This is a genomic window from Micromonospora sp. NBC_00330 (genome assembly GCF_036136635.1).
In the GTDB taxonomy this organism is placed as follows: Bacteria; Actinomycetota; Actinomycetes; order Mycobacteriales; family Micromonosporaceae; genus Micromonospora; species Micromonospora salmantinae.
Genome location: NZ_CP108012.1, coordinates 5,014,805 through 5,040,302 on the forward strand (window position 1 = coordinate 5,014,805; position 25,498 = coordinate 5,040,302).

Consider the following 25,498-nt stretch of genomic DNA (forward strand, 5'->3'; position numbering starts at 1 on the left):
AGGGTTCACTGCGGCGGGTACGGCGGATCAGGCACCGTCGGTGGACGCGCAGGGTAGGGGGCAGGCGGATAGGGCCCGTGCGGCGGATAGGGCGCGTAGAGCGGGCGCGGCGGGTACCGGCGCTCGAATCCACGGGCCGGGTCCACCAGCCGCGCGATCCGGGTGGCCAGCAGCACGCCCGGCACGGTGCCCAGCAGGGCGAGTGCCACCGCGAACCGGGTCTGCGGCGGAGTGCCGTACAGCCAACCGATGAGCGGCAGCCCGGACAGGAGCGCGGTGAGCAGGAACCCGGTCAGCGCCAGACCGATCCATCGGGGCAGCGCGCCCTGGTAGGAGGCTCGGACGATCAGGGCCGTAGTCGTCAGGACGCCGACCGGCAGGACGACGAACAGCAGGGCCATGAAGGTCCCGGTGTCATCGTCGCGCTCCCAGGCCGCGGCCAAACCGATCCCCGCGACCACCATCGACGCGCTCCCGACGACCCCCCACCAGCGCGGACCTCCGCCGCGGCGGATGGCCAGGTGGCCGGCGAGCACGGTAACCGTGCAGCCGAGAGTTAGCGCGAGCACGACGGCGAGCAGCAGGTCCGTCTGGCGGTCGCCGGGTCCGCCGCCGTTCAGCGGGGGCGGATCTTCCCAGCGTTGGTCTGTTGGATCCCGCTGGTCGAGGAAGCCGCTCCGTCGCCACCCGCCGTCCGAACCTCGGCGCAGAATGCCGTCCCGACCGTTGGCGACAAGCACCTCGTGGCCACCGCCGGCGGCGGGATAGACGATCAGGTCGCGGGAGGAGAAGTGCCGGCCGATGTCACCCGGGTTGAACGAGCGTCGGGCCAGCGCCTCGCGGCGTGTGTCCGACACCTCCCAGGCCACCCGCCAGGTGGCACCGGCATCGTCACTCTGCTCCACCCGCAGGTGACCCACGACCGTTCGGTAGCACCGCTGCGGCTCGGTGGGTACGCACGCCTGCCGCTGCCCGACGTCCAGCCGGAACAGCTGCCCCTCCTCGGCGGGTTCGGCGGGCCGCCAGGTGGTCCCGCCGTCCTCGCTTACCGACCACTGACCGTCAGTGGGGCTTGCCGGCCAGTCCGAGCCGCTGTATCCGGAGCCGAACGAGACCGCCGGGTGACCGTCGACAAGTGCGGTGCCCACGGCGTAGGGGTAGTCGACCGCGCTGGTCGCGGCCACCGCCAGCAACGCCGGTGGCAGCACCACCAGCAGCCGGACCAGCCGGGCGGTCCGTTGGCGCACCGGGCGGCGACGTGACCGTGTCCAACTCCACCAGGCCAGGCCGAGCGCCGGCAGGGTGAGCAGGTCGGTCCGGTCGGCCCGGACCAGCGACGGCCCGGCCAGCACGGTCCAGGCCGAGGAGGCGAGTTCGGCGGCGTACCCGCTGGATTTGACGACCGCGAACCCGGTGCCCACCGCGACCAGGCCGGTCACCGCGGCGGCCCGGTACGGCAGCCGTGGCACCAGGAGGGTCAGCAGCACCGCGACCAGTGGTGGGGCGAGCATCAGGCCGGCGACGTCGCTCAGCTTGCCGGTCACCGGGCCGGGGAAGGCCGCCTTCAGCACATGGTCGTTGACCAGCAGCAGGACCAGCGCGAACAGGGTGACGGGGTGGCAGAGCCAGGCAAGCGTGGTGGGTGCGCCGTCCTGGGAGGTCTCGGAACCCGTCATTCTCTCAGGATCCGGTCGACCCGTCTCGATCCGGACTCAGGTCGGTCTGGGTCCGATACCGACGCTCAGCCGGCGTCGGAGGAGTGCCCGGGGAAGAGGTGTGCGCTCGGGTCGATGGCCACTGCCGCGTTGTTGACCGCCGTCGCCGCCTCACCGAAGCCGGTGGCGATCAGCCGGACCTTGCCCGGGTACTCGGTGATGTCACCGGCCGCGAAGACCCGGGGCAGGTTGGTGGCCATCGCGCTGTCGACCAGGATGTGCCGGCGGTCCAGTCGTAGCCCCCACTCGGCGAGCGGGCCCAGGTCGGCGGTGAAGCCGAGGGCGGCCACCACCGTGTCCACCGGCAGCGTCTCGGTAGCGCCGCCGCGCACCGTCACCTCGGCACCGGTCACCGCGCCGTCCCCGAGCAGCCTGGTGACCTCGGCGTTGACCACCACCCGCACCGGCAGGGAGAGCACCCGGGCGACAGTCGAGGCGTGGGCCCGGAACTTCTCCCGGCGGTGCACAAGGGTGACCGACCGGGCCAGCGGTTGCAGCGCCAGCGCCCAGTCGAACGCGGAGTCGCCGCCACCGACGATCAGCACGTCCCGATCGGTCAGCTCGGTCGGCTCGGTCACGAAGTAGACGATCCCGGAGCCGGGGGCGCCGTCGGCGCACGGCAACGGTCGAGGGCTGAAGCTGCCGAGCCCGCCGGTGACCACGATCGCGCCGCAGGCAAGCTGCTCGCCGCCGGCCAGGCCGAGCACCGGGCGACCTTCGGCGTACGCGAGTTTCTCCGCCCGGGTGCCGAGCAGGTACTGCGGACCGAACGGTGCCGCCTGGGCCACCAGGTTGGCCACCAGGTCGCGGCCCTTGACCGCGGGAAAGCCGGCGACGTCGAGGATCAGCTTCTCCGGGTACATGGCGGTGACCTGACCGCCCGGCTCGGGTAACGCGTCGATCACCGCCACCGACAGCCCCCGGAACCCGGCGTAGTACGCGGCGAAGAGGCCAGCCGGACCGGCCCCGATCACGGCGACATCGACCTCGCGCATGGCGTACCGTCGCTTTCCGCTCACGGATCAACGCGTGCTGATCTCGACCGTAAGCGGGCGGCGACGGTCGGGCAAGCATGTCCCAGAGGCGCGCCGGAGAATCGCCTCAGGGCAGGCTGAGCGTGGAACCCGAGTAGTCCGGGCCGCCCACGGCGGGTCGCCGCCGACGGAAAAGGATCGCTGCCACCACCCCGCCGAGCAGGCCGAACAGGTGCCCCTGCCAGGAGATCCGCTCGTCGGTGGGGAGGATGCCGACCAACTGCCAGCCGTAGAGCAGACCGACAAGGAGGAAGACCGCGAAGTTCCACCAGCTGCGCTCGACGATGCCCCGGGTGAGCAGGATGCCGAGGTAGCCGAAGATGACACCGCTGGCGCCGACCACCACCGAGTTGGGTGAGCCGGTGAACCACACGCCGAGCCCGCTGACCAGGATGATGACCAGGGTCGACCAGAGGAACCGGCGGGCGCCGGCGGCGAGGACGAAGGTGCCCAGCAGGATCAGCGGGATGCTGTTGCTGTAGAGGTGGTCGAAGCCATGGTGCAGGAACGGGGAGAAGAAGACCCCGTCCAGCCCCTCGATGCGCTGCGGGATGATGCCGGCGGTGGCGTCCAGGCCGAACGCGAGCCCCTGGTCGACGGCCTCGATGAGAAAGAGGAACGGGACCACCGCGCACATGGCGACGAACGCCCGGCCGAGCGCGGCGTAGAACGCCTCGGTGCCGAACCGGTAGGGGTCGCCGCTTGACGGGTGCAGGGTCACTCCACAACTGCTATCAGCAAATGGGGCCGACCGCCACTCACGTTCCGTTCGGAGTACGCGCGAAGGCGGGGCGAGTGGCACGCCACCTGCCCCGCCTTCGAGAGCCGTCAGTAGTGGTTGTTGTTCTGGAAGTAGGTCCAGGCGCCGCAGGGCGTCTTGTACCTGCCCTTGATGTAGCCCAACCCCCACTTGATCTGCGTGGCCGGGTTGGTCCGCCAGTCGGACGCGACGGAGCCCATCTTGCTGCCCGGCAGAGACTGCGGGATGCCGTACGCACCGGACGAGGAGTTGTTGGCCTTGTGGTTCCAGCCGCTCTCCTTGGTCCAGAGCTTCTCCAGGCAGGGGAACTCGGCGATGCCGAACCCCGCGCTGATCATCAGGGCGCAGCCGGTCTTGCGGTTGCCGCTGTACTCGGCGCAGGACGCCGGGATCGGCCCGTCGTACGGCTTGGCGGGCGCGTTCGCGGCGGCGCGTTCGCGCTTGCGGGACGCCGCGGCGGCCTCGGCCCGGCGGGCCCGCTCGGCGGCCTCCTTGGCGGCCTCCTTCGCCCGGAGCTTGGCCTGGTACTCGGCGGCCCGCTGCTTGGAGAACTGCACCTGGTGGGCGGCCTGCCGCTCGCGCTGGTACGCGAGGTCGGCCCGGTCGACCTCGAGACTGACCTGCTCGGTCAGACCCTGTTGCTGGGTTTCCCGGTCTTCGCCCAGGTAGAAGCCACCGGCAACGCCCACGGAGAGCAGCGCTACAGCAGCCGTACGGGCGCCCAACCGGCTCCACAGCCGACTCACGAAGTGGTCCCTTCGTCGGGAGCAAGGACGCGGCGCGGCGCAGACCACAGGTGGGCCGTCAGCCGTGCCACGAGCGCCCCGACCGGTTGCCGGTCGCGCCGACGCACCGACCTTCGCCGATGTCGTCAGTCTCGAAGACGAACGATCGCCAACGATTCCGGTGGTGCGTGGACGCTCGTGGGACACGATTGCGCACAGTGAGGCTGATGGGAAACCAACCAGGCACTTTGTGATCTGCGCCACATCGAAAATGCGGACAAAAGCCCGCATAATACCCGTCAGATCGGGATGTCCTCCAGTAGGTCCGTGACCATCGCGGCGATCGGAGACCGCTCCGAACGGCTGAGGGTGACGTGCGCGAAGAGCGGATGACCCTTGAGCGCTTCGATGACAGCCGTCACCCCGTCGTGCCGGCCGACCCGCAGATTGTCCCGCTGGGCCACGTCGTGGGTGAGCACCACCCGGGAGCCCTGCCCGATCCGGGACAGCACTGTCAACAGCACCCCGCGCTCCAGCGACTGAGCCTCGTCCACGATCACGTAGGCGTCGTGCAGGCTGCGCCCGCGGATGTGGGTCAGCGGCAGCACCTCCAGGATGCCCCGCGAGGTGACCTCCTCCAGCACGTTCTCGTGCACCACCGCGCCGAGCGTGTCGAAGACCGCCTGGGCCCAGGGCGACATCTTCTCCGACTCCGAGCCCGGCAGGTAGCCCAACTCCTGGCCACCGACGGCGTACAGCGGGCGGAACACGATCACCTTCTTGTGGCGGCGGCGCTCCATCACCGCCTCCAGCCCGGCGCAGAGCGCCAGCGCGGACTTGCCGGTGCCGGCCCGGCCACCCAGCGAGACGATCCCGATCGACTCGTCCAACAGCAGGTCGAGGGCGATCCGCTGCTCGGCCGAGCGGCCGTGCAGCCCGAACGCCTCCCGGTCGCCCCGGACCAGACGCACCGACTTGTCCGGCAGCACCCGGCCGAGCGCTGAGCCACGCCCCGAGTGCAGCACCAGACCGGTGTGGCAGGGCAGCCCGGCCGCCTCGTCGAGGTCGAGCGTCTCACCGGCGTACAGCTGGCCGATCTGCTCCTCGCTCAACTCCATCTCGGACATGCCGGTCCAGGTCGGGTCGCTGGCCTGGCCGTGGCGGTACTCGTCGGCACGCAGACCCACCGAGGCAGCCTTGACCCGCAACGGCATGTCCTTGCTGACCAGGGTCACCTCCCGCCCCTCGGCGGCGAGGTTGAGCGCGACGGAGAGGATCCGGGCGTCATTGCTCTCGGTGCGGAACCCGGGCGGCAGGACGCCGTCGTCGGTGTGGTTGAGCTCCACCCGCAGGGTGCCGCCGACGTCGTTGGCGGGCACCGGGCGGTCGAGTCGGCCGTGCCGAACCCGCAGGTCGTCGAGCATCCGCAGCGACTGCCGGGCGAACCAGCCCAGCTCCGGATGGTGCCGCTTACCTTCCAGCTCGGTGATGACCACCAGAGGTAGCACCACCTCGTGCTCCGCGAACCGGTGGAACGCCGCCGGATCGGAGAGCAGCACCGACGTGTCCAGGACGAAGGCCTGGCCGGCTGGTCGTGGCTCCTTGGGGTCGGCCGGCGTGGCCGCCACCGAACGGCGGCTCCTGGTGGCTCGGCGGGGCGTGGCAGTCGCGGCCGGGGTCTGGTCGGCACCGGCGGTGGTACGGCGAGTCGTCACAGGCCTGCTCCGACGGATGGGCACCCGCCACCCGTGTTCCGCCTCCTCCGGTGCCCGGGGACACGGGGTCGGATGCGGAACCCCATGCGCGAGGTCGCAGATCCGGGCGGACCGGCTGGCTCGGGAGAACCCCGTGCCATGCCTAGACGCTAGCCCCGCCGGACCTTCCCGGCTAGGGGCCGAACGTGGATCTCCCAAGACGCGCTCGTGAACAGGGCTCCGCCGACGCCCGCACCAGCCGAAAGGCATTGTCGCGAACGCGGCGGGACCGGCCGGGATGCATGCCCCCTGCGCGCATCCCGGCCGGGTGGGGCCACCGTCACCGGTCTGACGTGACCCCGACGGTGCGTGTCCGCCGCGGACGACGCACCGCGCTCGTGGCGCCGGTCGGCGGGGCAACCCCGCCGACCGACCTCAACCGGTACGTCGGACGAGCGTGCCGGTCGGGTGCCGCCCGGTGATCGGGGCGGCCGGCGCGCTGAACGACGAACCGGTGTACGTGGTGCCGGGGCGTTCGACAGCGCCGGCGGAGCGGACCACCCCCGCGGGCGAGACCGACAGGGCCGAGGCGATCGCCGCCTGGGCGTCCCGACGACGCCGGTTCCAGGCGCCCCGGTCACCGTCGAAGTAGCCCTGCCGGTAACCGAAGCGGTAGCCGATGCGGTAGCTGAGCTGCCCGTGCAGCCGGCCGGCCGCGTAACTGGTGGCACCGAGCACCAGGACGAGGAACACCGCTAGAAACGGGCTCATCGGGCAGCTCCGGCCCAGCCGGGACGCCAGGTCATCGCTCCTCCGGCTCGATCGTGGTGGGGTCGGCGACGAGCAGCCGGTCCAGGTCGTCGGTGCTGACCTCCTCGACCAGCTCGACGCTGATCCGGCAGCCGTCCAGCACGACCTCGGCCACCGAGGACCGGCGGATCTCGCCGCCGGCGTCGTAGACCCGGACGCTCAGCTCCGGGCAGCCGAGATGGGTACGCCAGGCGTTCCACTCGGCACGGTCACCGACGCTCAGCGACAGGTAGCGGCAGCCTCGGGCCAGGTAGAGGCGCCAGGGGGCGGTCAGCCCCGCGGCGACCCCCTCGGCGATCAGCCCGAAGGCCTGGGCGCGGGTGGCGAGCTCGGTCACCACGACCCCCTGGCACCGGGGGCGTGACGCATGTGAGCACCAATCGTCTCATGCACGTGACACACCGTAGATTGTCCCATGGGCGTGACAGTATCAGCTTTTCGTCCGCTTACGTTTGCCACTACGTTCATCTATTCTGCCCGCGTGACACCCCTCAACAGTGGCACTGACTCGTTTACCGGAAATCCGAACTCCTCGTCACGTCTGCGTGACAGTGGCGAGCCGGGGCGCGCACCCGCAGCCGGCTGGCCGTACCGTCACGGAGTGACCGAGACGGCCAATGCGCGGAAGATCGCCTTCGCCACCTTCGTCCGGCGGGCTCTGGACGAGGCACGGGCGACCCGAGCCTGGAGCGGCACCGAGGTGTCCCGGCGCACCGGCGTCTCCCGGCAGACCATCAACCGCTGGGTCCGGAGCGACTGGGCCAGCGACCCGGAGGCCGAGCGGGTGGTCGCCTTCTGCGAGGGCCTGGGGTTGAACCCGGCTGCGGCCTTCGCCGCACTCGGCTGGGATCGCGCCGCGGCCGGCCCCCGCACCGGCCAGACCGCCCCTCCGATGGACCCCGACGTGGAGGCGCTGCTGCGCCGTCTGGTCGATCCGCAGGTGTCGGACGCGGAGAAGTTCCACATCCGGGAAACCATCAGATACCTCGCATACCGCCCAACGTTGCCGGTCGATGTCCGAAAAAGGGGCAATCAGGCAGGCTAGTTCCTCAGATAGCGAAAGAACGCCTGGTCAGGTTCATTCGTTTGCCTCCGGGGCTGGAACGGGCACGCTAGCGTCCCTATTCGTACTGCTTGGGCTCGTCATCGGCGGGGGGACGGGACAAGGCCGAACCCAGCCCTGCGGGACAGAAGGAGGGGTCTGTCCATGACCCTGAAGTGGTTGGCAGTCGTGGTCGCAACGGTGTCGGTGACACTGTGGGCGACCGGCAACACGGTGACCCTCGCGGTCGACGGCGGGCAGCTGCCGCTGCTCGTCAACCTCTTTGCGCTCATCACCGCCGGCACCGCGGTCGTCCTGGCCGTCGTCGCCGAGCTGCACGAGCGTCTGAACAACCGAATCAGCGCTCTCACCGAGTTCCTGGTGGCACGGCTCAACGAGATCGACAGCCACACCGGCGATCGCAACACCGGGTTCGTGGAGGGCTACCTGTTGAGCCACGGCCAGGAAGCGGCGGTAGTGCCGTTCGGCCGGCGCGGACGAGGAGCCGCCGAACGCTGATCGCCTACCGCTCAATGGGTCCGCTCGGCCAGGAATGAGCCTGGATCGCCGGGGTACGCTGACGCGCGTGCCGCCGTTGAATCTGGGCAATCAGCAGCCGAGAACCCCGTTGAACGCCGACCAGGCCTGGCGGATAACCGCCAGCCGGGCGGCCGGGACCGTGCTCTTCTTCGACTTCGACGGGACGCTCGCGCCCGTCGACGACGATCCGACAGCGGTACGCCCGGCGCCCAAGGCGTTGGCCGCGATCGAGGCGCTCGCCCCGGTCGTGCAGCGGGTCGCGATCGTCTCCGCCCGACCCGTCGAGTTCCTTCGGGATCAGCTCGGCGGGCTCGCTGGCGTGGACCTCTACGGCCTCTACGGGCTGGAGCACAGCCACTCCGGCGGCGAGACCGTCACCGAACCGGCCGCGCTGCCCTGGGTGCCGACAATGGCGGAGCTGGCCGACCTGGCTCGGGCGGAGCTGCCGCCCGGCACGCTTGTGGAGTACAAGCGGCTCTCGGTCGCGCTGCACTGGCGTACCGCCCCGCAACTCGGCCCGACAGTGCAGCAGTGGGGGCAGGCGCAGGCCGACCGTCTGGGGTTGCGCTCGCAGGCCGGGCGGATGGTGCTGGAGCTCAAGCCACCTGTCGACCGGGACAAGGGCATGGTGATCGGCGAGGCGATCAAGGGCGCCACCGGCGCCTGGTACTTCGGCGACGATGTCTCCGACATCAAGGCCTTCGCCGCGCTGCGCGCTCGCGCCGCCGCCGACCCGGACTTCCTCGGTGTCTGTGTGGCGGTGGCCAACCCGGAGACCGGCCACGAGGTGGCCAACGCCGCCGACCTGACCATCGAGTCGCCGGCCGCCCTGGGCGACTTCCTCACCCGGGCGCTGACCCACCTGCCCTGAACTGACCTGACTCCAGCGGCGGCGACCGACGGCGTCGCCGCCGGGTCAGGCGCCGTAGCGGCGTTGTCTGGTGGCGTACGAGCGCAGGGCCCGCAGAAAGTCGATGTGCCGGAAATCCGGCCAGTTGAGCTCGCAGAAGTAGAACTCCGAGTGCGCGGACTGCCAGAGCATGAAACCGGACAGCCGCTGCTCGCCGCTCGTGCGGATGACCAGGTCCGGGTCGGGCTGGCCCCGGGTGTAGAGGTGCTCCGCGATGTGCTCGACGTCCAGCACCTCGGCCAACTCCTCGATCGTGCCCCCGGTGGCGGCGTGCTCCAGCAGCAGCGAACGGACCGCGTCGGTGATCTCCCGGCGACCGCCGTAACCCACCGCGATGTTGACCTCGGCGCCGCCGGTGCGCTCACGGGTGCGCTCCTCGGCGCCCTTGAGCGCCGCCGCTGTCTGCGCCGGCAGCAGGTCGAGCGCTCCGACGATGCGCAGCCGCCAGGGGTTGCCCTCCTCGGAGAGCTCCACCACCAGATCCTCAATGATCTTGAGGAGCGGGTCCAGCTCGGCGGCCGGACGGCGCAGGTTGTCGGTGGCCAGCAGGTAGAGGGTCACGTGCCCGACGCCGGCCTGGTCACACCAGCCGAGGACGTGCTTGATCTTCGCCGCGCCGACCCGGTGCCCGTCGTTCGGGTCGACGAAGCCCATCTCCCTCGCCCATCGGCGGTTGCCGTCGCACATCACCCCGACGTGCCGGGGCACCGGCTTACCCGCGAGCTTCGCCGTGAGCCGGCGCTCGTACACGGAGTAGATAAGGTTCCGCAGCGTCATCACCTAGCAGCGTAGCGACCCTTCAGCCGGTTCACTGCCTCGGAGCCCCATCCCCGCCGCCCAGACCGGCGCCGATCAGTGCGAGCGTACGAGCGGTGAGGCGTCCGTCACCCAGTCCCAACTCGACCACGTCGTAGAACACCCGGTCGTCCCGACGGGCGGCCCGGACCGCCGCGTCCACCACCCGACGTCGCCGGGCCAACCAGGCCGCTACCGAACTGTGCCGCAGGTGGGTGCCGAGGCGGCGGCGCAACCCGTCGGCGTAGCGACCAGCCGCGCCCTCGGGCGATCGGGCCGCCGCCGACCCGGCGAGAGCGCCGGAGAGCAACGCGTAGAAGATCCCCTCCCCGGTGAACGGATTGATCAGTGACAGGGCGTCCCCGGCCAGCAGGGTGCGCTCACGCCCCGGCGACGGCCGGTGGGTGGAGAGCGGCAGGTGATGCGCGCGCAACGCGGTCACTGTCGCGAGATCGGTGCCGGGCAGCAGCGCGGCCAGCCGGTCCAGCAGGTACGCGCGGCTCAGCGGCTCACCGCGCAGGACCTCCCCGTACCCGACGTTCGCCCGTCCGTCACCGATCGGAAACGACCAGGCGTACGCCGGCCAACGCGCCTTCGAGGTGACGATGAGCTGCTCGGACGGGCCGGGCAGAGCCGGGGCGTATCCCCGGATGGCCAGCGCGAGGTGCCGGTCGGGGTTCTGCGGATGGCCGAGCGCCCGACGTACCACCGAGCCGGCGCCGTCCGCGCCGATCACCACCCGGCCGGACACCTGCCCGTCGAGCACCACCCGGTCCGCGCGCGGCTCGACCTGGCGCACCGTGTGCCGGCGCAGCTGCGCGCCCGCGGCCACCGCGGCCGCCACCAGCCGTGCGTCGAAAACCTCCCGGGGCACCGTGTACGCGGGTCGGGGCAGCGCCCGAGCCACCGCGCCGCCACCGGGCGAGATCATGCGTAACGCCGGCAGCGGCGCGTAACCCGCCACCGCCTCGGTCACCCCCAGCTCGGCGAGCACGTCCACCGAGTGCGCGGCGATCCCGTCACCACACGCCTTGTCCCGGGGAAAATCGGCCCGGTCCAGCAGCAGCACGCTGGCACCGGCCCGGCGCGCCGTCAGCGCGGCTGCCGCCCCGGCCGGCCCCGCCCCCACCACCACCACGTCGAACTCGTCGTCCACCGCGCGCCTCCCTCCGTTCGGTGGGCGGCCAACTCCTGCCCCGCCCCGGCGATCCGCCCGCGTCGCCGACGCCAGCCGCTGCGACCGACGCCACCCGCCATCCTGCCTGCTGCCCGCTCACCCGGATCGATGCCGCACGGCGCCACACCCGGGCCGCAACTCGATCATGGAGTTGTGGTGGACGACAAAATTCGCGCACAGCGGCAAGCTGGGCACCGCAACTCCATGATCGACGCGGTTGGGGTTGGGGTCGGCCTTCAGATCCAGCCGTTGGCCCTGGCGTTGAGGGCCGCCTCGATCCGGTTGCGGGTGCCGGTCTTGCCGGTGGCCGCCGAGAGGTAGTTGCGGACGGTGCTCTCGGACAGGTGCAGGCGGGCGGCGATGTCGGCAATGGTGGCACCGTCCACGGCAGCGGTCAGCACGTCCCGCTCCCGATCGGTGAGCGGGTCGGCATCGTCGGTGGTGAGCACCACCCAGCACCCAACCCGCGATCTTGCACTTCCTGTCGTCGCTTCATACTCTTTCGCGCCTTTTGTCGCGACAGTAACTGCAAGATCGACGGTGGAGAAGGCGGGGCAGGGCGGGGGTGGGGTGGGGTGGGGGTGGGGTGGGGTGGGGTGGGGAGCGCTGTCAGGCGGGAGCGGCTTCGGGGGTGCGGGCGGCGCGGCGTAGGCCGTAGAGGGCCAGTCCGGCGGCGGCCAGCAGGGGGGCGCCGTCGCGGATCAGGCCGTCCACTCCCAGCAGCCACCAGCACAGCGGCAGATCCACTGCGAGTACGGCCACCGTGACGACGACCAGCAGGCCACGCGCCCAGTCCTTGCCCCGCATCAGGAACGCGGTGCAGAACAGCACCGCGTAGCTGGCCGTGATGCCTGCACCGAACCAGAACAGCACGGCCGGCACCGCTGTCAGTCGACCATCCAGGATGGAACCCCCGGCCACCAGGGCCGGCACCAGCATCAGCGGGCTGTAGGTGAAGGCCGCCACCCGGCTGGTCAACAACCAGGCACTGGCCTGCGGTCGGCGTGGAGGGGTCTCCCGCCAGGAGATGCCGTCGGAGTCGATGACGAGGCGTGGACGGTGCCGGACCAGGTGCCCGGCCAACGCCGACGAGCGGTAGAGCAACCAGACCACCGCGACACAGAGCGCCGTGAGAATGGCGAAGCCGAGCAGGCCGGGCAGCGGCGGCACCCCCTGCCGGGGCACGATGAGCCGGCCGACCGCGAAGATCGTGGTGACCGCGAGGATCAGCCCGAACGGGCGGGCCACCGTACGACCCCGTCGCACGTGCCCGATCAGCAGCAGGAAGCCGAACGAGCGCAGCATGGCCCAGCCGGTCCGTACGGCCAGCCCGAATCCCTGCTCCGGGGCGTACCACCAGTTGAGCAGCTCGACCACGACGGTGGCCGCCGCCGTCGTGGCCAGCAGGGTGGTGAGCACCCGGACGGCGGACGGCCGCCGAACCTGGGTCTCGGCGGCCGTCCTCATGAAATCCGATGTTGCCCGCGAAGGGTCTCGTTCACACCTACCGCTGCGGCTGCGCGGCGTCCAGGCGGGCGCGCAGCGCGTCCAACTCGGCCCAGAGCACGCCGGGCAGCTTGTCACCGAACTTCTCGAACCACTCGGTGATCATCGGCAGCTCGTTACGCCACTCGTCCGGGTCGACCTTCAGCGCGATCCGCACATCCTCCGGGGTCATGTCCAGGCCCTCGACGTCCAGGGCGTCCGGCGCGGGGACCATGCCGACCGGCGTCTCGACAGCGTCGGCAGTGCCCTCGATCCGCTCGACGACCCACTTGAGCACCCGGGAGTTCTCCCCGAAGCCCGGCCAGAGGAACGAGCCGTCCGGGTCCTTGCGGAACCAGTTGACGTAGTAGATCTTCGGCAGCTTCGCCTCGTCGCCGTCGGTGCCCTTGCCCATCTCGATCCAGTGCCGGAAGTAGTCCCCGGCGTTGTAGCCGATGAACGGCAGCATCGCCATCGGGTCCCGCCGGACCACGCCGACGGCGCCGGACGCGGCGGCGGTGGTCTCCGAGGAGAGCGTGGCACCCATGTAGACGCCGTGCACCCAGTCGCGCGCCTCGGTCACCAGCGGGACGGTGTCCTTGCGGCGTCCACCGAAGAGGATCGCGTCGATCGGCACGCCGTTCGGGTCGAAGTACTCGTCGGCGAGGATCGGGCACTGGGTGATCGGGGTGCAGAACCGGCTGTTCGCGTGGGAGGACAGGCTGTCGCTCTCCGGCGTCCAGTCGTTGCCCTTCCAGTCGATCAGGTGTGCCGGCGGCTCGCCCATGCCCTCCCACCAGACGTCGCCGTCATCGGTCAGGCCGACGTTGGTGAAGACGGAGTTGCCTCGGTCCAGCGTGCGCATGGCGTTGGCGTTGGTCTTCCAGTCGGTGCCGGGCGCGACGCCGAACAGGCCGTACTCGGGGTTGACGGCGTAGAGGCGGCCGTCCGGGCCGAACCGCATCCAGGCGATGTCGTCGCCGATGGTCTCGACCTTCCAGCCGGGAATCGTCGGCTCCACCATGGCGAGGTTGGTCTTGCCACAGGCGGACGGGAACGCGCCGGCGATGTGGTAGGTCTTGCCCTCCGGCGAGGTGATCTTGAGGATCAGCATGTGCTCGGCGAGCCAGCCCTCGTCCCGGCCCATCACGCTGGCGATCCGCAGCGAGTAGCACTTCTTGCCGAGCAGCGAGTTGCCGCCGTAACCCGAGCCGTACGACCAGATCTCCCGGCTCTCCGGGAAGTGCGAGATGTACTTGGTGTCGTTGCACGGCCAGGCGACATCCTGCTGGCCGGGGGCGAGCGGGGCGCCGATCGAGTGCAGCGCGTGCACGAAGTCCGCGTCGTCGCCCATGGCCTCGAGGACCCGGGTGCCCATCCGCGTCATGATGCGCATCGAGGCGACCACGTACGGGCTGTCGGTGATCTCGACACCGAACATGGGGGACTCGGCCTCGACCGGCCCCATGACGAACGGGATGACGTACATGGTGCGACCGCGCATGGAGCCCCGGTACAAATCCGTCATCGTCCGCTTCATCTCGGCCGGCGCCATCCAGTTGTTGGTGGGGCCGGCGTCCGCCTCGTCGACGGAACAGATGTAGGTGCGCTCCTCGACCCGGGCGACGTCCGTCGGGTCGGTGCGCGCGTAGAACGAGTTGGGCTTCTTCTCCGGGTTGAGCCGGATCAGGGTGCCGGCCTCGACCAGCTCATCGGTGAGGCGGCGCCACTCCTCGTCGGACCCGTCCACCCAGACGACACGGTCGGGCGTGGTCAGTTCCGCGACCTCACGGACCCAGGCGAGCAGTTTCGGATGGGACGTCGGGGCCTGATCGATACCCCGCACAACAGCCGGAGCAACCATGACACATCTCCTTGTGGTCGACGCTGACCGATCTATGGGATGCACGAGACTCGGCGGCGCGATGCGTCGCCTTCGTGGAAACCTGGGATTGGCCTCAGCGTAAACCGGGCAGCCTTCCGAGTCAGTGGGACAGGTTGTGAAGAACTGCACAAGCTACGGCCTCGCTGCGGCATCACGAGCTGATACCCGCTTTCCCGCGCAGTTTCACGCAAATCTTGTTGTGCACCCCGGCGGACGCTTGTTGCGGTCGGGCCGTGGACCTGCCCCGCCGACCGGTGCGGTGATTCCCGTTCCGCAGCGGCTCAGTCCTCCCAATTGGCTACGCTCTGTGCAGTGGTCACGTACGCGGCGCTGGGCCCCTCCGGGAGACCACGCCCGCTTGCCGTTGCTACCCCTCTGACTGGCCGGCAGCCGGTAGGCTCCCTCCGTGGCCGCCACGATGACCGGGGAACAACCGGGTCCCCGGCAGACCCGACGGGGTCTCGTCGGCATGCTTCTCGACCGCTTCGGTCACCTCATCCGCGAGATGAGCAAGTTCGCCACTGTGGGTGGTTTCGCCTTCCTCGTCGACTTCGCGCTCTTCAACTACCTGACGAGCAAGCACGGCGTCGAAGAGCTGACGGCGAAGACGATCTCCACAGTGATCGCGGCGTCCGTCGCCTTCGTGGGCAACCGGTTCTGGACGTGGCGGCACCGTCAGCGCAACAACGCGGCCCGTGAGTACGCGCTCTTCTTCTTCTTCAACGCTGTCGGTCTCGGCATCACTGTGGCCTGCCTCGCGCTCAGCCGCTACGGGCTCGGGGCCATCTGGCCGGCCGTGTTCCAGACGCGCCTGGCGGACAATCTCGCCAGCTACATCGTCGGCACGGGGTTCGCCACGCTGTTTCGATTCTGGTCGTACCGGCGGTTCGTCTTCGTCGAAGCGGGAACCCCGACCCTTCCGCAGGTGAATCCCGACCGAGACCACGGGGCGTGACCTGCCGCCCACCTCGTTCGGCCGGTGATCGCCGGCCGCACCGACTGCCCTAAGGTGTTTCGCATGCGTCTTGTCCGCCTGCTGCCTGAGCGCTGGCAGAAGTTCATCCACGAGGCGCTCAAGTTCGGCATCGTCGGCGGCATCAACACCGTCATCAATTACGCGGTGTTCAATGCCCTTGCACTGACCGTTTTCGTCAATGGTCAGTTGAAGGCGACAGTGATCGCGACGATCGTCGCCACCATCACGTCGTACCTCATGAATCGGCACTGGACGTACCGCGATCGCCCGAAATCGGCGCTTCGCAGGGAATATCTCCTTTTCTTCCTGTTCAACGGCGCTGGCCTGCTCATTGAACTGGGGGCCGTGGCGGCGGCCAAGTACGGTCTCGGCGTACACGGCCTGCTGGCGCTGAATCTGGCCAAGACGGTCGGCGTCATGCTGGCCACGCTGTTCCGGTTCTGGTCATACCGCACATTCGTCTTCCAACCCGTCGCACCGGCCGAGGACGAGGCCGCGAAGCCCGACTCAACCTGGCACGACATTCCGCGCGACGAGTGGGACACCATGGCGGAGATGGACCCGGTCGCCGAGTTGGCGGAATCGGTGTCCGAGCTGGAGGAGGCGGAGTCCGCGCAACGCCTCGACTCCCCGGCCGGCGCACCGGCTCAGGGCCGGCTCCCGCGGCTGAGCGTCAGCCCCGCCGTCGACCTGGACGCGGAACTCGCCGCGGAGCTGCACGTCAGCACCCGTCGCGCGCCCCGCCGGTGACGACACCCGACGCCCGCTCCGGCACGGGGCGGCCGGCCGAGCTGTTCTTCGAGGATCTCGTCCCGGGGCTCACCGTCGACCTTGGCGTGGTCACCGTGGACGCCGACGAGATGGTCGCCTTCGCCCGCCGCTTCGACCCGCAGTGGTACCACGTCGACGCCGACCTCGCCGCGGCGAGCCGACACGGTGGTCTGATCGCCAGCGGCTTCTACACGGTCAGCCTGTTCATGCGCGCGTACGTCGACCACCTGCTGTCCCGGGCCGCCGCGGACGCGTCCCCCGGCCTGGAGGAACTGCGCTGGCTCGCCCCGGTGCGGGCCGACGACCGGCTCGCGGTCCGGGTCGACGTGATGGGCGCCCGGCCGTCGACCGCCCGCCCCGGGCTGGGCACCGTCAGCCTCACCGGCACCATGCTGCGCCTCGGCCCGGACGACCGGCCCGAGCAGGAGGTGCTGCGCACCCGCTTCCGTGGCTGGTTCGCCGTGCGACCGGTCGAGGCCGACCCTGCCGAAGCAGAAGCCGAAGCCACCGAAGCCACCCCGACCGACGCTGACCAGCCCGGAGCTGACCAGCCCGACAGCGGCCCGACCGCAGCGGCCCCGTCCACCGTCGGGTCGTCCGACGGCGACCCGACGGGGAGCAGCGGCTCACCCGAGGCCCAACGACCCGTCTGACCCGCCCCCGGCAGTGCGGCAGGGGCGGGTCCCGACCGTCCGGTTCAGGTGGTGGTGTCGCGCAGCGGCTTGCCGTCCTGCATGTCGGCGAGCATGTCGCGCATCTCGCCATCGCCCAGCGAGTGCTTGTCGTGCTGTGCCTCGACCAGCTCGTACAGGGTGGTCTGCACCTTCCCGACGTCCGGCACGTCGGAAAGCACCGACTGGCCGCGCTCACCTGCCGACTCGATGGTGAGCGTCCCGCAGCCGAGCAGACGCTCGACGAAACGCTGGTTCATCGAGTGGTCGTTGACCCGGGCCAGCGGGAGATCCCGCCGGTCCCGGGAGAACACACCCTGCTGAAGCAGGACCCGCTCGTTGGTGAACAGGTAGTGGGTGGTGCGCCAGACCAGGAACGGCCACAGGCCGAGCCAGAGCACCGCGACCAGGGCGATCGCCCCGATCACGGCCAGCGCGATCGAACCGCCGCCACTCTCGGGCAACAGGAGCACGCCGACCACCACCGCGGCGATGGCCAGCACCAGCACCGCGATCGGCCGGATCAACGCCTTCCAGTGCGGATGTAGGTGCAGCACGACGTGCTCGTCCTCGGTGAGCACGTCTTCAGGAAACGCCACGGGAACCTCCAACGCGATTTTCTAGACGCGCAGACGGTAAACCCCCCAAGCCCCACCACAACATCCGCCGCGCGGGCCCACTCGGCTCTTCGTGATCTTGCCCGTCCTCAGCGGAGGTGCAGGACGTCCCCGGCGGCCAGGGTTCGGGCACCGGTCGACGTGGTGACCATCAGTTGGCCGTCCGGGTCCACTCCGGTGGCGGTGCCGGTCAGGGACTCACCGTTGGGGAGCAGAACGCGTACCTCGCGGCCGATCGTCGCGCAGGCCGCCAGGTAGGCGTCGCGCAGGCCGCTGGCCACCGCGTCGCCGCCCGCCGAACGCCAACGGTCGTACCAGTCCGCGACCGCCCGCAGCAGCGCCCGCAGCAGCGGATCGCGATCGGTGGCCACCGCACCGGCCAACTGGAGCGAGGTGGCCGGCAGCCCGGTCGGATTCACCGGCAGCTCGTCGACGCGCAACGTCACGTTGAGCCCGATGCCCAGCACGATCGCCGGCGGTTGGTCCGGCGCCCGTCCGGGCACCGCCTCGGCCAGCACGCCCGCGCACTTCGCGTCGTCGATCAGCAGGTCGTTCGGCCACTTGAGGGTGGCTTCCAGCTCGGCCAGCCGGCCCACCGCCTCGACCAGCGCCACGCCGGCCAGCAACGGAAGCCACCCGTACCCCGTGGGTGCCGCCGGCAGCCAGCCACGGTCCGGCACGGCCTCGCCGGGCCGCAGCAGGACGCTCGTCGCGATGCCGGCCCGCGCCGGCGACTGCCAGACCCGACCGCGCCGGCCGCGCCCTTCGGTCTGCCGCTCGGCGACCACCACCAGGCCCTCCGGCTCGTCGGCCCGGGCGGCCTCGGCCACGTCGGCGTTCGTGGAGCCGGTCTCGGCACGCAGCTCCAGCCGGGCCCACGGCCCGTTCGGCGCGATCAACGCGCGGCGCAGCCGGGCCGCCGACAGCGGCGGCCGGTCCAGATCGGTGTACGGGGAGCCCGACATTCCGCCAGCCTACGGCGGTGCTCCGGCCGACACTGAGGCGTACTGCACAGCGGCACCCACCTGAACCATCGTTATATTCCCTGGGTGACTACCGAGACCGGGACCAACATGCACAGCACCGCGGGCAAGCTGGCGGACCTGGAGCGCCGGGTCGACGAGGCGGTGCACGCCGGGTCGGCCCGCGCCGTGGAGAAGCAGCACGCACGCGGCAAGAAGACCGCCCGCGAGCGGATCGAGATGCTCCTCGACGAGGGCTCCTTCGTCGAACTCGACGAGCTGGCCCGACACCGGTCCACGGCCTTCGGGCTGGAGCGGAACCGCCCGTACGGCGACGGTGTGGTCACCGGCTACGGCACGGTGGACGGCCGGCAGGTGTGCGTCTTCGCGCAGGACTTCACCGTCTTCGGTGGCTCGCTCGGCGAGGTCTTCGGCGAGAAGATCGTCAAGGTGATGGACCTGGCCATGAAGATCGGCTGCCCGGTGGTCGGCATCAACGACTCCGGCGGCGCGCGCATCCAGGAGGGCGTCGTCTCGCTCGGCCTCTACGGCGAGATCTTCTTCCGCAACGTGCGGGCCTCCGGCGTCATCCCGCAGATCTCACTGGTGATGGGCCCCTGCGCCGGCGGCGCTGTCTACTCCCCGGCGGTCACCGACTTCACAGTGATGGTCGACCAGACCTCGCACATGTTCATCACCGGCCCCGACGTGATCAAGACGGTGACCGGCGAGGACGTCGGCATGGAGGAGTTGGGCGGCGCGCGCACGCACAACACCCGCAGCGGCAACGCGCACTACCTCGCCAGCGACGAGGAGGACGCCGTCGACTACGTCAAGGCGCTGCTGTCGTACCTGCCGTCGAACAACCTCGACGAGCCGGTCGTCGTCGACGCCCCCGCCGAGCTGGCGATCAGCGACGAGGACCGGGAATTGGACACCCTGATCCCGGACTCGGCCAACCAGCCGTACGACATGCACACCGTCCTCGAACACGTCCTCGACGACGGGGAGTTCCTGGAGGTCCAGCCGCTCTACGCGCAGAACATCGTGGTCGGCTACGGCCGGGTCGAGGGGCGACCGGTCGGTGTGGTGGCCAACCAGCCGATGCACTTCGCCGGCACCCTGGACATCGCCGCCTCGGAGAAGGCCGCCCGCTTCGTTCGCACCTGCGACGCGTTCAACATCCCGGTGCTGACCTTCGTGGACGTGCCCGGCTTCCTGCCCGGCACCGGTCAGGAGTGGGACGGCATCATCCGCCGGGGCGCGAAGCTCATCTACGCGTACGCCGAGGCGACCGTCCCCAAGGTCACCGTGATCACCCGCAAGGCGTACGGCGGGGCGTACGACGTGATGGGCTCCAAGCACCTCGGCGCGGACCTGAACTTCGCCTGGCCGACAGCGCAGATCGCGGTGATGGGCGCGCAGGGCGCTGTGAACATCCTCTACCGCTCCGAGCTGGCCGGCGCCGAGGACCCGGCGGCGGTCCGGGCCGAGAAGATCGCCGAGTACGAGGACACCCTGGCCAACCCGTACGTGGCCGCCGAGCGTGGGTACATCGACTCGGTGATCGCTCCGCACGAGACGCGCACCCAGATCGTCCGGGCGCTGCGCGTCCTGCGTACCAAGCGGGAAACCCTGCCGCCGAAGAAGCACGGCAACATTCCGCTCTGATCCCGGTCCCCCACGGTCCCTTGATCCGCGCCACTTCGGGGAAACTGCTGCCTCCGGGCGAAGGGAGGCAGCAGCAACCCTGATGTTGTGCGGATCATCGCCCGGGCCGCGTCAGCAGGGCGGGTTGGCGGCGGCGCACATCCGGGCTGCCGCCGCTACGGCGAGCCGCATGAGTTCGGCCTCGGTGCCGTCGTAGCCGAGGCGGAGTACCGAGACGGTGTCGCCGACCCGGACGACCGCCACCAGGATCGGCGACGGTTGGTCGCCGAGCGGCTGCCCGGTCTCCAGGTCCCTGGTGACGGTGAGCGAGTCCCGCAGGATGGCGGCGTCGTCGCCGGCGAAGCCCCGCTGCACCACCGACCACCGGTGCAGCGCTTCCCCCGTGCGGGTCCCTCCTGCCGTCAGGATCGGCCCAACGCTGAGCCATTCGGCACACGGAGCGACCAGGTCATCCAAACTGGCGAAGAGCTGTCTGGCCGCCTCGGGTGCCAGCCGGAAGAGATCCTGCGTGACCAGACCATCCGACTGGGTGAGTATCGGCGTAGCGCGTTTGGGCACAAAGGTCTGTGAACGGGACAGGATCGACATCTGCCAGCCCTCCGACCGTCCCTGGCTCGTCCGGCAGTAGCTGAGCATGTCCGCCAGCCGGACCGGCTCGCCCAGCCCCGACTGGCTGAGCTGCACATCGACCTGCTGCGACAGGTCGGCTGGCTGCAACAGGGCGTCGGTGGTGATCTCGTGCCGGGTCGGCGAGGCCGACGCGGCTGGCTGAGCCGGTGGCGGCGACGTCCTCGGCGCCGCGACCGCCACCGCGGAGACCCCGGCGAGGGCCAGCACGACGGTGGCCACCACGACCTTGCGCTGGCTGCGGCGGCGGCCCCGGGAACGGATCTCCTCCGGGCCGAGCCACCGCACGTCCTGCAGGTCCCGCTGGATCTGTTCGACGAACGTCGGGTCGTCACGCATCGGTGGCCTCCTCCAGATCAGAGACGGCGAGCAGGCCGGCGAGCGCGGTACGCCCCCGGGAGAGACGGGCCTTGACGGTGCCCACCGGGGCCGCGGTCTCCCGCGCGACCTCGGCGACCGGCATGCCTACCAGGTAGTACAGGGCGATGGCGACGCGTTGCTCCTCGGGCAGTCGACGCAGGGCGGCGACCACCGCGACGGTGTCGGTGCCCGGCCCGGGAACGGTCTCGGTGGCCCCGTGTCGCAGGTAGGCGCGGGCGCGGCTCCGCAGGCTGCGCCACCGGCTGACGGCGATCCGGCTGGCCACCACCCGCACCCACGCCTCCGGGTCGTCGTACGCGCTGACCGTCGACCAGCGCTGCCACGCTCGGACGTACGCCTCCTGCACGGCGTCCTGCGCCTCGCCCCGATCGCCGGTGAGGGCGTAGACGAACCCGAGGAGTCGTTGCCGACTCCCCCGGTAGAACTCGTCGAACCCGTCGACGTCCGGCACCCGCTACCTCCCCGTGTCGGTCGCTGGGAACACGCACCGGCCAGGGCTGTTGGTTGCCCGGTCAGGCGATCGACTTTTCCAACTCGCTGAGCGGGAACGCGCCGGCCCCGATCCGCTCCCGGACCGCCCGGCGTACGGCCCGCTGCACGGCGACGTTGACCGGCGTCGGTACGCCGTGCAACCGGCCGAGCAGCGCGATCTCGCCGTTGAGGTGGTCGACCTCTGTCGAGCCGGTGCCCCGAGCCAGGCTCTGCCAGGTGGAGCCGCCGGAGCGGGCCTCACCGTCGACCGGGCGCTGCCCGACCAGGTCGCCGCGTTCGGTCTTCTCCTCCTCGGGCGAGGTGTGCGCAATGCCGGCGGCGGCGAGCGCCGCGACGCCCTCGGCGCGTACCCGCTCGACCAACACGTCCGGGATGTCGCCGCCGAGCAACGCCTGTAGGCCGTTACCGAGGTTGCTGAGCAGCTTGCCGTACTTCCAGCGCAGCACGTCGGCGCGGACCGGGGCGACGAAGCCGGCGGCGGTCAGGTCGGCGGCGATCGCCCGGTCGGTGTCGTCGGCGCCCCCGGGGTACCGCCCGATGTGGAGCATCCCGGGATGCGGGTACCCGTTGGCGACCACCACACCCGGTTCCAGATGGGTGGCCGGCAACCAGACGCAGACCGGGTGCACGTCGGCGAAGAGGCGCAGCGCGGCCCGCTCGTTGGCCACCCCGTTCTGCGCGGTCACCAGCGGCAGACGTTCGCCCGCAGTGCCGCCGCCGACCACCGGCGCGTCCACCCACGCGGCCAACGCACCGGCGGTGTCCTGGGACTTCACGGTGAGGATCAGCACGGTGTCCGCCGGCAGCGGCTGATCAGTGGGCCGGTCCACCGCCGCGAGCCGGGCGGTGACCTCACCGTCGGGCTGCCGCACTGTCAGACCCCGCGCGCGGATCGCGTCCAGGTGGGCGCCGCGGGCCACCAGTGTCACGTCCCGGTCGGCCTGGGCCAGCCGTACGCCGATGGTCCCACCGACCGCACCCGCCCCGATGATCACGTATCGCATTGCCTCATTCTGCCCGCCCGCGCCTCTCCAGCCCGTGCGCCTCCCCCCGCCCTCCCGCCGTCGATCATGGAGTTGCGGTGCCTGGCTGCGGGGGTATCGAGGCTTTCGCGGCCCACCACAACCCCATGATCGACCCGGGCGGAGGCGGGGTTAGAGCGTCAGGCCGGCGTCGGTGAGGATCGGGCCGGCGAGCAGCAGCGCGCCGACGATCAGGGCGGCCAGGTTAACCAGGGCGAAGACACCAACCCAGAAGAGCGGCGGAAACGGGGTGAGCCCGGCGAGTTGGTCGGCGTCGGAGGCGGGCATCCGACCCCGCGAGCGCAGCCGTTGCAGCTCGACCACCGGCCGCACCCCACCGAGCAGCAGAAACCACACCCCGGTGTACGCGAACGCGGCCTGGACCTGCGGCGTCGCGTACCACGAGACGGCGAACACCAGCGCGCCCGTGACCAGCAACGACACCACGCCGAAAACGTTGCGGATCATGACGAGCATGGCCAGCAGCAGCGCCACGGCCACCCAGAGCAGCAGGGTGATCCGGTTACCACCGAGCAGCCAGGCGCCGGCCAGCCCCACCAGCGGCGGTGCGACATATCCGGCGAGCAGAGTGAGGATCATGCCCGGCCCGGTGGGGCGGCCGGCGGAGAGCGTCAGCCCGGACGTGTCCGAGTGCAACCGGATGCCGTGCAGCTTGCGGCCGGTGAGCAGGGCGACCAGGGCGTGCCCGCCCTCGTGCGCGATGGTGACGGCGTTACGGGCGATCCGCCACGGCAGCCGGGTGGAGACCACCACCAGCGCCACGGCCCCGGTGATCAGCACCAGCAGCGCGGGCGGGTCCGGCTGCGCGCCGAACAGCGTGTCCCACAGGTCGCCCAGCCCGTCGATCGACATCATGGGGCGCGAGCCTACCGGCGGCGTTCCGTGTCGCTCCCGAGGCATCGGCTCCTAGTGCCTGAGACGGATTGGGTGGCTATGAAGGCAGAGGTGATGAGAGATGAGGTTGTTGTCTTTGGAACACCACGTCGGGCTCTGGACCGAGGCCGACTACTTCGCCCTGGGTGAAACTCCGGACCGGATCGAACTGCTCGACGGGAGCCTGCTCTTGAGCCCGGTACCGAGCAAGCGCCACCAGTTGGTGTCGCGCCGACTGGCCGACCATGTCGAGCGTTTGGCAAACGGCCTCGCAGTCTTCAGTGCGGTCAACGTTCGGCTCGGGGTGGATCGGATCGTCATCCCCGATGTGGTTGTCGCGGACACCGACGACGAGGGCACGGTGGTAGAGGCCGCTGATGTGGCACTCGTCGGCGAGGTCGTCTCGCCTGGCAATGCCGCCGCCGACCGCCTGCTCAAGATGCAGCTCTACGCCATTGCGCGAATCCCCTGGTATCTGCTGGTCGAGCAGGATGGGGACGCTCACTCGTTGCGGCTGTTCCGGCTGGACGGTGAGCACTACGTCGAGGACCAGGTGGCCAAGCCCGGCGAGACGCTGACGGTCGTGGAGCCATTCCGCTGGCAGCTCGACCCGGCCGCACTGCGCTGATCCGTCCCGCCCCGGCCAGCGGACCTCCATGCCCCACCGGTGAAGCTTTTTTCCGGTCGCCCTTGTGATCTAGGGCACTTACCTCCAAAGATGAGTGTCGATAGAGCGACGTCCTTGGAGGCACTCATGGCCCGTACCCGATCATCGCTGCGCCGCGCGCTCGCGGCCGGCCTCACCGTCCTCGCCACCGCGGCGGCGGCCCTGGTCGCGACCGCCGGACCGGCGGCCGCCGCCACCACACCCGGTGTCGACGTCTCCCGCTACCAGGGCACCATCAACTGGACCAGCGTCCGCAACGCCGGCATCCAGTTCGCGTTCATCAAGGCGACCGAGGGAACCAGCTACAAGGACCCGAACTTCAACGCCAACTACGTCAACTCGTACAACGCCGGGGTGATCCGCGGGGCGTACCACTTCGCCCGACCGAACATCTCTGCCGGCTCGACCCAGGCCAACTACCTGGCCTCCAACGGCGGCGCCTGGTCCGCGGACAGCCGCACGCTGCCGGCCGCGCTGGACATCGAGGGCAACCCGTACGCCGGCGGCTACTGCTACGGGCTCAGCACGACCGGAATGCGCAACTGGGTGCAGGACTTCCTGAACACCTACCGCTCCCGCACCGGCCGGTACGCGGTCATCTACACCACCACGAGCTGGTGGAACCAGTGCACCGGCAGCTGGACCGGCCCGTGGGCGAACCACCCGCTCTGGTTGGCCCGTTGGTCGAGCACCCCCGGCGCCCTGCCGGCCGGCGCGTCGGTGTGGAGCTTCTGGCAGTACACCAGCACCGGCGCGGTCTCCGGAATCAGCGGCAACGTGGACCGCAACTACTGGAACGGCGACCGGAGCCGCCTGATCGCGTTGGCCAACAACACCTGACCGGGCCGTTGGCGGCAGCGGGATCGACTGTCACCACATGGTCGACAATTGGTCCGGCTGCCGCCACACCACCGGGTACGGGTCAGGCCCTCCGCCGGCTCAGGGCCGGCACCACAGCGTCCTCACGAGCCAGGGCGCCCCGACGGGTCAACCGCCATGCAGCAACGCCAAAGCCGGTAACGATCACGACGCCGAGCAGTGCGACGAGCACCGAAACCCCCGCGCTGACCAGCAGCAGGATCGCGTCGCCGAGCGCCACGAGCATCCACAGTGCCAGCCGGGGCCGAGCGTCCCTCCGTCGGTAACCCATGTCGTGCCTCCTTCCGTCGTCGAAG

At 70.4% G+C, this 25,498-nt stretch carries 28 protein-coding genes; 9 read left to right on the forward strand and 19 right to left on the reverse strand.

Annotation, left to right across the window (positions count from 1 at the left end):
• Nucleotides 1-5: 5 nt before the first annotated feature.
• The 7 genes from OG598_RS22595 to OG598_RS22625 all read right to left on the reverse strand — a co-directional run bounded on the left by OG598_RS22595 (nt 6) and on the right by OG598_RS22625 (nt 7,075).
• Nucleotides 6-1,676, reverse strand: coding sequence for a hypothetical protein (locus tag OG598_RS22595; protein WP_328650967.1), 1,671 nt, complete (start codon nt 1,674-1,676; stop codon nt 6-8).
• Nucleotides 1,677-1,741: 65 nt separating this feature from the next.
• The gene (locus tag OG598_RS22600; protein WP_112679056.1) at nt 1,742-2,710 is read right to left on the reverse strand and encodes an NAD(P)/FAD-dependent oxidoreductase; all 969 of its coding nucleotides are present in this window, start codon (nt 2,708-2,710) and stop codon (nt 1,742-1,744) included.
• A 106-nt stretch (nt 2,711-2,816) separates the two neighbouring features.
• Complete coding sequence (locus OG598_RS22605; protein WP_328650968.1) at nt 2,817-3,470, reverse strand: rhomboid family intramembrane serine protease; 654 nt, start codon at nt 3,468-3,470, stop codon at nt 2,817-2,819.
• Between the two features lie 107 nt (nt 3,471-3,577).
• Nucleotides 3,578-4,255: a lytic transglycosylase domain-containing protein gene (locus tag OG598_RS22610; RefSeq protein WP_328650969.1), complete on the reverse strand. Its 678-nt coding sequence runs from the start codon at nt 4,253-4,255 to the stop codon at nt 3,578-3,580.
• A gap of 278 nt (nt 4,256-4,533) precedes the next feature.
• On the reverse strand, nt 4,534-5,949 hold the full coding sequence (locus OG598_RS22615; protein WP_328650970.1) for a PhoH family protein: 1,416 nt from the start codon (nt 5,947-5,949) through the stop codon (nt 4,534-4,536).
• A gap of 414 nt (nt 5,950-6,363) precedes the next feature.
• Nucleotides 6,364-6,699: a hypothetical protein gene (locus OG598_RS22620; protein WP_091394339.1), complete on the reverse strand. Its 336-nt coding sequence runs from the start codon at nt 6,697-6,699 to the stop codon at nt 6,364-6,366.
• 31 nt (nt 6,700-6,730) lie between these two features.
• Nucleotides 6,731-7,075: a hypothetical protein gene (locus OG598_RS22625; protein ID WP_030328857.1), complete on the reverse strand. Its 345-nt coding sequence runs from the start codon at nt 7,073-7,075 to the stop codon at nt 6,731-6,733.
• A 264-nt stretch (nt 7,076-7,339) separates the two neighbouring features.
• Here OG598_RS22625 and OG598_RS22630 point away from each other — a divergent pair, with 264 nt between their 5' ends.
• The 3 genes from OG598_RS22630 (at nt 7,340) to otsB (ending at nt 9,191) form a co-directional block, all read left to right on the forward strand.
• On the forward strand, nt 7,340-7,783 hold the full coding sequence (locus tag OG598_RS22630) for an XRE family transcriptional regulator (RefSeq protein ID WP_328650971.1): 444 nt from the start codon (nt 7,340-7,342) through the stop codon (nt 7,781-7,783).
• A 162-nt stretch (nt 7,784-7,945) separates the two neighbouring features.
• Nucleotides 7,946-8,299, forward strand: a complete 354-nt coding sequence (locus tag OG598_RS22635) for a hypothetical protein (protein WP_328650972.1) — start codon at nt 7,946-7,948, stop codon at nt 8,297-8,299.
• Nucleotides 8,300-8,366: 67 nt separating this feature from the next.
• Nucleotides 8,367-9,191: a trehalose-phosphatase gene (gene otsB / locus OG598_RS22640; RefSeq protein WP_112581976.1), complete on the forward strand. Its 825-nt coding sequence runs from the start codon at nt 8,367-8,369 to the stop codon at nt 9,189-9,191.
• Nucleotides 9,192-9,236: 45 nt separating this feature from the next.
• Here the strand turns inward: otsB and OG598_RS22645 are convergent, their stop codons facing one another.
• The 5 genes from OG598_RS22645 to OG598_RS22665 all read right to left on the reverse strand — a co-directional run bounded on the left by OG598_RS22645 (nt 9,237) and on the right by OG598_RS22665 (nt 14,551).
• Nucleotides 9,237-10,007: an isoprenyl transferase gene (locus tag OG598_RS22645; protein ID WP_091394347.1), complete on the reverse strand. Its 771-nt coding sequence runs from the start codon at nt 10,005-10,007 to the stop codon at nt 9,237-9,239.
• Between the two features lie 31 nt (nt 10,008-10,038).
• Nucleotides 10,039-11,181, reverse strand: a complete 1,143-nt coding sequence (locus OG598_RS22650; RefSeq protein WP_328650973.1) for a geranylgeranyl reductase family protein — start codon at nt 11,179-11,181, stop codon at nt 10,039-10,041.
• Nucleotides 11,182-11,438: 257 nt separating this feature from the next.
• Entirely contained in the window at nt 11,439-11,651 is a 213-nt protein-coding gene (locus OG598_RS22655) for a response regulator transcription factor (protein WP_442931348.1), read from the reverse strand.
• 160 nt (nt 11,652-11,811) lie between these two features.
• A complete protein-coding gene (locus OG598_RS22660; protein WP_328650974.1) occupies nt 11,812-12,669 on the reverse strand; it encodes a hypothetical protein in 858 nt (285 codons plus the stop codon).
• A 37-nt stretch (nt 12,670-12,706) separates the two neighbouring features.
• Nucleotides 12,707-14,551, reverse strand: coding sequence for a phosphoenolpyruvate carboxykinase (GTP) (locus OG598_RS22665; RefSeq protein ID WP_328650975.1), 1,845 nt, complete (start codon nt 14,549-14,551; stop codon nt 12,707-12,709).
• Between the two features lie 439 nt (nt 14,552-14,990).
• Between OG598_RS22665 and OG598_RS22670 the strand changes: the two genes are divergently transcribed.
• From OG598_RS22670 to OG598_RS22680, 3 genes are all read left to right on the forward strand, one after another.
• Nucleotides 14,991-15,527 (forward strand): GtrA family protein, encoded by a 537-nt coding sequence (locus OG598_RS22670; RefSeq protein ID WP_430503360.1) that lies wholly within the window; start codon nt 14,991-14,993, stop codon nt 15,525-15,527.
• Nucleotides 15,528-15,590: 63 nt separating this feature from the next.
• On the forward strand, nt 15,591-16,298 hold the full coding sequence (locus tag OG598_RS22675; RefSeq protein ID WP_328650977.1) for a GtrA family protein: 708 nt from the start codon (nt 15,591-15,593) through the stop codon (nt 16,296-16,298).
• Entirely contained in the window at nt 16,295-16,972 is a 678-nt protein-coding gene (locus tag OG598_RS22680; RefSeq protein WP_328650978.1) for a MaoC/PaaZ C-terminal domain-containing protein, read from the forward strand. Before OG598_RS22675 ends, OG598_RS22680 begins: the two co-directional genes overlap by 4 nt.
• A gap of 44 nt (nt 16,973-17,016) precedes the next feature.
• On the opposite strand, the gene OG598_RS22685 is transcribed toward OG598_RS22680, so the two are convergent.
• Together OG598_RS22685 and OG598_RS22690 are read right to left on the reverse strand one after the other, a co-directional pair.
• Nucleotides 17,017-17,589 (reverse strand): PH domain-containing protein, encoded by a 573-nt coding sequence (locus OG598_RS22685; protein ID WP_328650979.1) that lies wholly within the window; start codon nt 17,587-17,589, stop codon nt 17,017-17,019.
• A 107-nt stretch (nt 17,590-17,696) separates the two neighbouring features.
• The gene (locus OG598_RS22690) at nt 17,697-18,572 is read right to left on the reverse strand and encodes a biotin--[acetyl-CoA-carboxylase] ligase (RefSeq protein WP_328650980.1); all 876 of its coding nucleotides are present in this window, start codon (nt 18,570-18,572) and stop codon (nt 17,697-17,699) included.
• 84 nt (nt 18,573-18,656) lie between these two features.
• Between OG598_RS22690 and OG598_RS22695 the strand changes: the two genes are divergently transcribed.
• The gene (locus OG598_RS22695) at nt 18,657-20,240 is read left to right on the forward strand and encodes an acyl-CoA carboxylase subunit beta (protein WP_328650981.1); all 1,584 of its coding nucleotides are present in this window, start codon (nt 18,657-18,659) and stop codon (nt 20,238-20,240) included.
• Between the two features lie 111 nt (nt 20,241-20,351).
• Here the strand turns inward: OG598_RS22695 and OG598_RS22700 are convergent, their stop codons facing one another.
• The 4 genes from OG598_RS22700 to OG598_RS22715 form a co-directional block, all read right to left on the reverse strand.
• Complete coding sequence (locus OG598_RS22700) at nt 20,352-21,206, reverse strand: hypothetical protein (protein WP_328650982.1); 855 nt, start codon at nt 21,204-21,206, stop codon at nt 20,352-20,354.
• Nucleotides 21,199-21,699 (reverse strand): SigE family RNA polymerase sigma factor, encoded by a 501-nt coding sequence (locus OG598_RS22705; RefSeq protein WP_112581912.1) that lies wholly within the window; start codon nt 21,697-21,699, stop codon nt 21,199-21,201. The genes OG598_RS22700 and OG598_RS22705 overlap by 8 nt, the downstream gene beginning before the upstream one ends.
• A 61-nt stretch (nt 21,700-21,760) precedes the next feature.
• Nucleotides 21,761-22,744 carry a ketopantoate reductase family protein gene (locus OG598_RS22710; protein ID WP_328650983.1) on the reverse strand — a complete coding sequence of 328 codons (984 nt, stop codon included), beginning with the start codon at nt 22,742-22,744 and terminating at the stop codon, nt 21,761-21,763.
• Nucleotides 22,745-22,894: 150 nt separating this feature from the next.
• Nucleotides 22,895-23,638, reverse strand: a complete 744-nt coding sequence (locus OG598_RS22715; RefSeq protein ID WP_328650984.1) for a M50 family metallopeptidase — start codon at nt 23,636-23,638, stop codon at nt 22,895-22,897.
• Between the two features lie 100 nt (nt 23,639-23,738).
• Here OG598_RS22715 and OG598_RS22720 point away from each other — a divergent pair, with 100 nt between their 5' ends.
• Complete coding sequence (locus tag OG598_RS22720; protein WP_328650985.1) at nt 23,739-24,284, forward strand: Uma2 family endonuclease; 546 nt, start codon at nt 23,739-23,741, stop codon at nt 24,282-24,284.
• A gap of 126 nt (nt 24,285-24,410) precedes the next feature.
• Nucleotides 24,411-25,163: a GH25 family lysozyme gene (locus OG598_RS22725; protein WP_091394392.1), complete on the forward strand. Its 753-nt coding sequence runs from the start codon at nt 24,411-24,413 to the stop codon at nt 25,161-25,163.
• Nucleotides 25,164-25,245: 82 nt separating this feature from the next.
• Here the strand turns inward: OG598_RS22725 and OG598_RS22730 are convergent, their stop codons facing one another.
• Nucleotides 25,246-25,473: a hypothetical protein gene (locus OG598_RS22730; protein WP_328650986.1), complete on the reverse strand. Its 228-nt coding sequence runs from the start codon at nt 25,471-25,473 to the stop codon at nt 25,246-25,248.
• Nucleotides 25,474-25,498 lie beyond the last annotated feature (25 nt).